The sequence below is a fragment of the Zoogloea sp. genome, from assembly GCF_041911615.1.
In the GTDB taxonomy this organism is placed as follows: Bacteria; Pseudomonadota; Gammaproteobacteria; order Burkholderiales; family Rhodocyclaceae; genus Zoogloea.
In genome coordinates, this window is sequence record NZ_JAYROR010000126.1 from 51490 (window position 1) to 59447 (window position 7958).

The 7958-nt window shown below is 71.0% G+C and carries 3 protein-coding genes; 2 read left to right on the top strand and 1 reads right to left on the bottom strand.

Annotated elements, in window-relative coordinates; genetic code table 11:
* Nucleotides 1-213: 213 nt before the first annotated feature.
* Nucleotides 214-4881, top strand: coding sequence for a PAS domain S-box protein (locus ACE3P2_RS16700; RefSeq protein WP_374266521.1), 4668 nt, complete (start codon nt 214-216; stop codon nt 4879-4881).
* A gap of 64 nt (nt 4882-4945) precedes the next feature.
* The gene (locus tag ACE3P2_RS16705; RefSeq protein WP_374266523.1) at nt 4946-6181 is read left to right on the top strand and encodes an MFS transporter; all 1236 of its coding nucleotides are present in this window, start codon (nt 4946-4948) and stop codon (nt 6179-6181) included.
* 28 nt (nt 6182-6209) lie between these two features.
* Here ACE3P2_RS16705 and ACE3P2_RS16710 read toward each other — a convergent pair whose 3' ends face one another.
* Nucleotides 6210-7907 carry a PHA/PHB synthase family protein gene (locus ACE3P2_RS16710; RefSeq protein ID WP_374266524.1) on the bottom strand — a complete coding sequence of 566 codons (1698 nt, stop codon included), beginning with the start codon at nt 7905-7907 and terminating at the stop codon, nt 6210-6212.
* Nucleotides 7908-7958 lie beyond the last annotated feature (51 nt).

Consider the following 7958-nt stretch of genomic DNA (forward strand, 5'->3'; position numbering starts at 1 on the left):
CTCGGGCAGCGCGCCGGTGGGGCGCGGCGCCGCCGCGGTTAAAGAAGCGCCCGCCCGGGTCGTTAAGCAGCCAGACATGGCACCTTGCGCGGATCGTCCGGCCCGGCCATTTCCTCGTGTGGGTTGAATTCTCCAGGTGATCTCCGACGTTCTCGTTTCCCTGCTTGGCCGTGCCGGCGTGCCCGCAGCGCACGCCGGGGGGCGAGTGCGGCCATGAGTTCCCGGGTGCTGCGCATCGTCCTCATCTACGCGGTGTTCTCGGCGGGCTGGATCCTGTTCTCGGACAGTCTGGTCAGCCTGCTGGTCTCCAGCCCCGATCTGGTCCGTCTGGCCTGCACCCTCAAGGGGTGGGCCTTCGTGCTGGTCACCTCGTTGCTGTTGTGGGGCCTGCTGTCGCGCCTCGCCCGCAGCGAGGGCGAGACCGCCAAGCGATCGCGGCGGCTCCCGGGCTGGCTCTCGGGCGAAGGGGTGCGCTCCCTGCTGCTGCCGCTGGCGGCGCTGGCGGCGGGCGTGGTGGTGCTGGCCTTCGTCAGCGGTGGCCTGACCCTGCGCGAACTGCGCGCCCGCGAGTACCAGCGCCTCGAGGCGATCGCCGACCTGAAGGTGGGGCAGCTCGTGCTGTGGCGGGAGGAGCGCCGCGCCGACGCCCAGGCCATCGCCGGCAACGCCAGCCTGAGCGCGCTGTTCGAGCAACTGCAGCGGCGCGAGGACGCCACCGCCCGCGAGCGCCTGCTGGCCTCCCTGGAGGCGACGCGCGGCGCTTACCGCTACGCCCGGATCGCCCTGATCGACGCGGACGGGCAGGTTTTGATCGCCACCGGCGGCGATTTTCCGGTCACCCGGCCGCTGCGCGAGGTCATCCAGCGGGCCTTCGACGACGATGCGGTGGTCGAGACGGTGTTCTACCGGGATCATCCGGCGCGCTTCGATGAGCCGATTCATGTGGATTTCGTGGCGCCGATGCAGAACGTGAGCGGGCGGCAGCTGGTCGTGGTGCTGCAGAGCGACCCCTCGGTGTTCCTGTTCGACTACCTCAACACCTGGCCGGTGCCGAGCCGCACCGCCGAAAGCCTGCTCTTCACCCACGACGGCGATGCGCTGACCTTCGTTTCGCCGCTGCGCCACAAGCCGTCGCCGCCCCTCAGCCAGCAGGTCTCGATGCGGCGCGGCGACGTGCTGTCGGTGATCGTGGCCGGTGACCCATCGATGCGCGGCAAGGCCATCGAGGCGCTCGATTACCGGGGCTCCCCGGTCGTCGGGGTCGGGCGCGTGGTGCCGGGCACCGACTGGCAGCTGGTGGTCAAGATCGATGCCGACGAGGTGCGCGAGGCGGCCAGCGGGCAGCTGCTCAGCATCGCCCTCGCGGCGGGCTTCGCGCTGCTGGCGATCGGGGTGGCGGCGGTGCTGTTGCTCCAGCGCCGCGAACTGGAGCAGGTGCGCGAGCGCGAAGAGGCGCAGAGCCGCCAGTTGCGCGAGCTGCGCCTGTTCGACGCCATCGCCGACGGTTCGACCGACGCCATCTTCGCCAAGGATCTGGACGGCATCTACCTGTTTGGCAACCGCGAGGCGGCCCGTCTGCTCGGCACCACCGCTGCGCAGCTGGTGGGCAGCCGCGACGGGGGCTTGTTCCCGCCGGACGAGGCGGCGTCGCTGCGCCAACAGGATCAGGTGGTGATGACCACCAACGCGGTGGCAAGCTGGGAGGAGATCCTCAGCACCGCCGACGGCCCGCTGACGATGCTCACCACCAAGGGGCCGCTGCACGACGCCAGTGGCAAGGTGGTGGGCGTGTTCGGCATCGCCCGCGACATCACCCCGCTGCGGCGCGAGGAGCAGGCGCTGCGGGCGCGGGAGGAAATCTACAGCGCGATCGTCAGCCAGGCTGCCGACGGCATCGTGCTGCTCGACACCGAAACCCTGCGTTACGTGGAGTTCAACGACGCGGCCTGTCAGTCGCTGGGCTATTCCCGCGATGCGTTCGCCGCGCTCACCGCCCTCGACGTCCAGGCCGATCTGAGCGCCGAGCAGCTCCGGGCGCGTGTCGGGGCGCTGATCGACAAGCGCGGCTCGAGCACTTTCGAGCATACCCAGCGCCGCGCCGACGGAACGACCCGCAACGTGGAGATCAGCTACCGGGCCATCGAGATCCGTGGCCGCAGCTACCTGGCCGGGGTGTGGCGCGACACCACCGAGAAGCGCGCCGCCGCCGACCAGCTCGTCAAGCTGTCGATGGCGGTGGAGCAGAGCCCGGCCTGCGTCATCATCACCGGCGTCGACGGCTGCATCGAATACGTCAATCTCGCGTTCTCGCGCACCAGCGGCTACAGCGCCGAAGAAGCCATCGGCAAGCGCGCCGGCTTCCTCAAGTCGGGGCTCACCCCGCGCGAGACCTACGCCGCGCTGTGGGCGGCGCTGCGGGCCGGCCTGTCGTGGGAGGGCGAGTTCTTTAACCGGCGCAAGGACGGCGAGGTGGTGATCGAACTGGCGCGCATCTCGCCCATCGTGCGCACCAACGGTGAGGTGACCCACTACCTCAGCATCCAGCAGGACATCACCGAGCGCAAACGCGTCGAGGCCGAACTGGCGCGCTACCGCGACCAGCTCGAACTGCGGGTGGCGGAGCGCACCCGCCAGCTCGAGGAAACCAATCAGGTGCTGTCCCAGCGCTCGGCCGAGCTGGAGATCGCCAAGGAGCAGTCGGACGCGGCGAACCGGGCCAAGAGCGCCTTCCTGGCCAACATGAGCCACGAAATCCGCACGCCGATGAACGCCATCATCGGCCTCACCCATCTCCTGCAGCGCAGCGTCGCCGACGAGGAAGCTCAGGACCGCCTGCACAAGGTCAGCGACGCCGCCGGGCACCTGCTCACGATCATCAACGACATCCTCGACCTGTCGAAGATCGAGGCCGGCAAGCTGACCCTCGACAACGGGGATTTCCGCCTCGACGACGTGGTGCGCAAGGCCTGCGCGCTGGTGGTGGACCGCGCCAGCCAGAAAGGCCTCGAACTCGTCGTGGACGTGGTGGATGTGCCCGACCGTCTCGTCGGCGACGCCACCCGTCTGGGGCAGATGCTGGTCAATTACCTGGGCAACGCGGTCAAGTTCACCGAGCGGGGCGTGGTCATGCTGCGCGCCCGCGTCGAGGACGAGGAGGCCGATGCCGTGCGCCTGCGCTTCGAGGTGATCGACACCGGCATCGGCATCGACCCCGACACCCAGGCCCGGCTGTTCATGCCCTTCGAGCAGGCCGACGGCTCCACCACCCGTCGTTTCGGCGGCACCGGGCTCGGCCTGGCGATCACCAGCCACCTGGCCCGCCTGATGGGCGGCGAGGCGGGCGTCGAGAGCGAAGTGGGCCGTGGCAGCAATTTCTGGCTCATCGCGCGGTTCGGCCGGGGGGCGGGCGGCGCCTGGCGCACCCAGCCGCTGCCCAGTATGCGGGTGCTCGTGGTGGACGATCTGGCCGCCTCGCGCCAGGCCATCGGCAGCATGTTGAGCGCCCTCGGGGTGCGGGCGGGCTGCGTCGATTCCGGGGGGCAGGCGCTCACCGAGCTGATCCACGGCCGCGATTGCGGCGACCCTTACGACCTGGTGCTGCTCGACAGCAGCATGGAGGGCCCCGACGGTGTCGAGACCGCCCGCCGGATCGCCGAACTGGCGCTCGAGCCGTCGCCCCAGTGCATCCTGCTGACCCTGGGCGACACCCTCGCCCAGCGCGCGCGGATACAGGCGGCGGGCATTGCCGGAATGCTCGCCAAGCCGGTGACGCTGTCGTCCCTCGACGACGTGCTCCAGGCCGGCGTCACCCGGCGCGCGCCGACTTCCGCCACGGCCGGCCGGCTGCCCGCCGAGGCCACCCTGGCCCGCGACTACCGCAACGTCCGCGTGCTGCTCGTCGAGGACAGCCCGATCAACCAGGAGGTCGCCCTGTCGCTGCTCGAAGGCGTCGGCCTCCGGGTCGATGTGGCCGGCAACGGCGCCGAGGCGGTGGAGCAGGTGGCCCGCCGGCACTACGACCTCGTGCTGATGGACATGCAGATGCCGGTCATGGACGGCCTCGAGGCGACCGGCGCGATCCGCCGTGGCGGCCACCTGCAACTGCCCATCGTCGCGATGACCGCCAACGCCTTCGGCGAGGACCGCCAGCGCTGCCTGGACGCCGGCATGAACGACCACCTGTCCAAGCCGGTCGATCCCGCCACGCTCTACGCCAAGCTGTTGCAGTGGCTCCCCCACGCCGACGGCGTGCCCGCCGAGACCGCCGCCGCGACGCCGGTGCCGGGCGACGACGCCGACATCCGCAGCCGCCTGGCCCAGGTCCCGGGGCTCGATGCCGCCTACGGCCTCAAGAACCTGCGCGGCCGGGTGCCCAACTACCTGCGCCTGCTCCACAAGTACGCCGAGGGGCACGCCGACGATCCGGCGCGCATCCGCGACGCCCTGGCCGCCGGCGTCCAGGACGACGTGCGCCGCATGGCCCACTCGCTGAAGGGCGTGGCCGGCATGATCGGCGCCGTCGGCGTGCAGGCCCTGGCGGCCGATCTGGAAGCGGCGATCCGCGAATCCCTCGACGCCGATACCGTCGCGGCGCGTCTTGCGGCGCTCGCCGACGCCCAGGCCGCCACCGTGGCGGCGATCCGCGCGCTGCCGGCCGACGTGGTCGCCCCGTCGGCGCCCGACCCCACCGCCACGGCCCCCACCCTGGCCGCCATCGAGGCCCAGCTGGTGGATGGCGACGTGGCCGTGCACAAGCGGGTGCGCGATGCCGCCAGCCTGCTCCGGCCGGTGCTCGGCGCCGACATGCGCCGCTTCGAGCAGGCGGTGGCGGTCTATGATTTCCCGACGGCGCTGGCGCTGCTGCGTACCCACTTGCCCTGATTGACCCCGGCGGCCTTCTGGGGGATGCTCCCGGGCCCAATCCGTCGCCCCGCCGAGCCGCCCGATGTCGTCGTCCGTTTCCCCGTCCGCCCCGCCCGCGTCCTACTGGCTGCTGATCGTCGCCGCCGCGATGGTGCTGATGGTCACCGTCGGGGTGCGGCTGTCGCTGGGGCTTTACGTTTCGCCGATCAACACCGCCACCGGCATCGGCATCGCCGGCATCAGCTTCGCGATGGCGGTGTCGCAATTCGTCTGGGGGGCCTCGCAACCGATTTTCGGCGCCATCGCCGACCGCTACGGGCCGGCCGGTTCGCTGTTCGGCGGCGCGGTGCTGATGGCCCTCGGCCTGGCGCTGACGCCCTTCGCCCACAGCGAGCTGGCGCTCACCCTGACCGTCGGCCTGATGGTGGCGGCCGGCGCCGGCGCGGGCAGCTTCTCGATTCTGCTCGGGGCGGTGTCCCAGCGCCTGCCGGCCGACAAGCGGGCCTTCGCGTCGGGCTTCATCAATGCCGGCGGTTCTTTCGGGCAGTTCGTGTTCGCGCCGTTGTCCCAGTTCCTGATCGGCGCCTATGGCTGGGTGAGTGCGCTGCTGGGCCTCGCGGCGATCACCCTGCTGACGATTCCCCTGTCGTGGCCCCTGCGCCACAAGGCCGAGCACCCGGCCGGCGGCGCGGCGGTGAGCATCGGGCTGGCGGCGCAGCTGCGCATTGCGCTGCGCGACCGCAGCTACTGGTGCCTGCACGCGGGCTTCTTCACCTGCGGTTTCCACATCGCCTTCCTGGTCACCCACCTGCCGGGGGCGGTGGACCTGTGCGGCCTGCCGGCCAGCGTGTCGGCCCTGTCGCTGGCGCTGATCGGGCTCGCCAACATCGCCGGCAGCCTGGGCGCCGGCTGGCTCGGCCAGCGCTACCGGATGAAGTTCCTGCTGGTGTGGATGTACGGCTCGCGGGCGGTGCTGGTGGGGTTGTATCTCGTCGCGCCCAAGACCGACCTGACCTTCTACGCCTTCGCCATCGGCCTGGGGCTGACCTGGCTGGCGACGGTGCCGCCCACCGCCGGGCTGGTGGGCAAGCTGTTCGGGCTGCGCTACCTGGGTACGCTGTTCGGGCTCACCCTGCTGTCGCACCAGACCGGCGCCTTCTTCGGCGCCTGGCTGGGCGGGCTCGCGCTGCTGGCGTTCGGCAACTACGACTGGATGTGGGTGGCCGACATCGTGCTGGCCGCCCTCGCCGCGCTGGTCAATCTGCCGATCCGCGAGGCGCCGCTCGACCGCCCGGACGCGGCCTGCGCGGTGCGTTGAACGCCGGCCCCGCGCCTGGGCGGGGCGTTCATTTTTCGAGCACGTAGCTGCCCGGGGCGTCGGCCAGCGGCGGGTAGTCGGCGCTGCCGATGGCCGGTGGCGCGACCGCTTGCCCGGAATGGGCGTCGAGCCACGCGGCCCAGTCTTCCCACCACGAGCCCTCGTGTTGCGGGGCGAGCTTGAGCCAGTCGTCCGGCGAGATGTAGTTGGCGCCGGCGGGGCGGTCGAGAGCCTGGTAGCTGCGCCGCGGCCGGCCCGGCTCGCTGACGATGCCGGCGTTGTGCCCGCCGCTGGTGAGCACGAAGCGCAGGTCCACCGAGGTGAGGTAGTGGATCTTGTGCACCGAGCGCCACGGCGCCACGTGGTCGGTGACGGTGGCGACGCAGAAGGTCGGGGTGTCGATGTCGGACAGCGACACCGGCTTGCCGCCGACGAGGTAGCGGCCTTCGCTGAGGGCGTCGTTGAGGAACAGCTGACGCAGGTACTGGCCGTGCATCCGCGCCGGCATCCGGGTGGCGTCGGCGTTCCAGGCCATCAGGTCGTTCATCGGCGGGCGCTCGCCCATCAGGTATTCGCCCACCATCCGCGACCACATCAGGTCGTAGGAGCGCAGCAACTGGAAGGCGCCCGCCATCTGGCCGGCGGTGAGGTAGCCGGTCTCCTGCATCTGCGCTTCGAGCAGGCTGACTTCGCCTTCGTCGATGAAGAGCGCCAGCTCGCCGGGTTCGGTGAAATCGGTCTGGGCGGTGAACAGGTTCATCGAGGCCAGCCGGTCGTCGCCGTCGCGGGCCATGGCGGCGTTGGCGATGGCGAGCAGGGTGCCGCCCAGGCAGTAGCCGGTGGCGTGCACCTTGCGGCCGGGGACGATGCTGTTGATGGCGTCGAGCGCGGCGAAGAAGCCGAGCTGGAGGTAGTCGTCCATGCCCAGTTCGGCCTCGGCGCGGCCGGGGTTCTTCCAGGAGATGCAGAACACCGTGTAGCCCTGGCCGACCAGGTAGCGGACCAGCGAGTTGTGGGGCGAGAGGTCGAGGATGTAGTACTTCATGATCCACGCCGGGACGATCAGGATCGGCTCCGGGCGCACCTTGGCGGTGGTCGGCGTGTACTGGATCAGCTCGATCAGACGGGTGCGCAGGACGACCTTGCCCGGCGTCACGCCCACGTCGCGGCCGACCACGAACGCCTCGCTGCCGGCCGGCGGCTGGCCGGTGAGGTTGCGGCCGACATCCTCGGCGAGGTTCGACAGGCCACGCATCAGGTTGATGCCGGCCGATTCGAAGGTGCGCTGCAGCACCAGCGGGTTGGTGGGCAGGTAGTTGCCCGGCGAGAACACGTCGAGCCACTGGCGGGCGGCGAAGGAGACGATGTGCTCGTGGTGGGGCGAGACGCCGCCGACGCCGGTGGTCGCAGCCTGCCACCATTCCTCGGCGAGCAGGAAGGACTGATGCATCAGATTGAACGGCCAGTGGTTCCAGGCCGGATCGACGAAGCGCTTGTCCCGGGCGGGCGGCTCGACGCACTGCTGGGCGGGGCAGTCGGCGCGGGACATGGCGAGGGCGGCGGCGTATTCGGTGAAACGGCGGGCCTGTTCCTGGGCGAGATTGAGCAGTTCGAGGCGCTTGCCCGGCGAGCCGGCGAGGCGCCCGGCCCAGTCGGTCCAGGCGAGCAGCAGCGAGACCGGCGACACCGACAGGGTGGCACGCGCCACGGCGGCCTGGAAGCGCAGGTCGAGGGGATTGCGGCGGGGTCCGGCGACGGCCGCCGGGGCCGGCGCGGG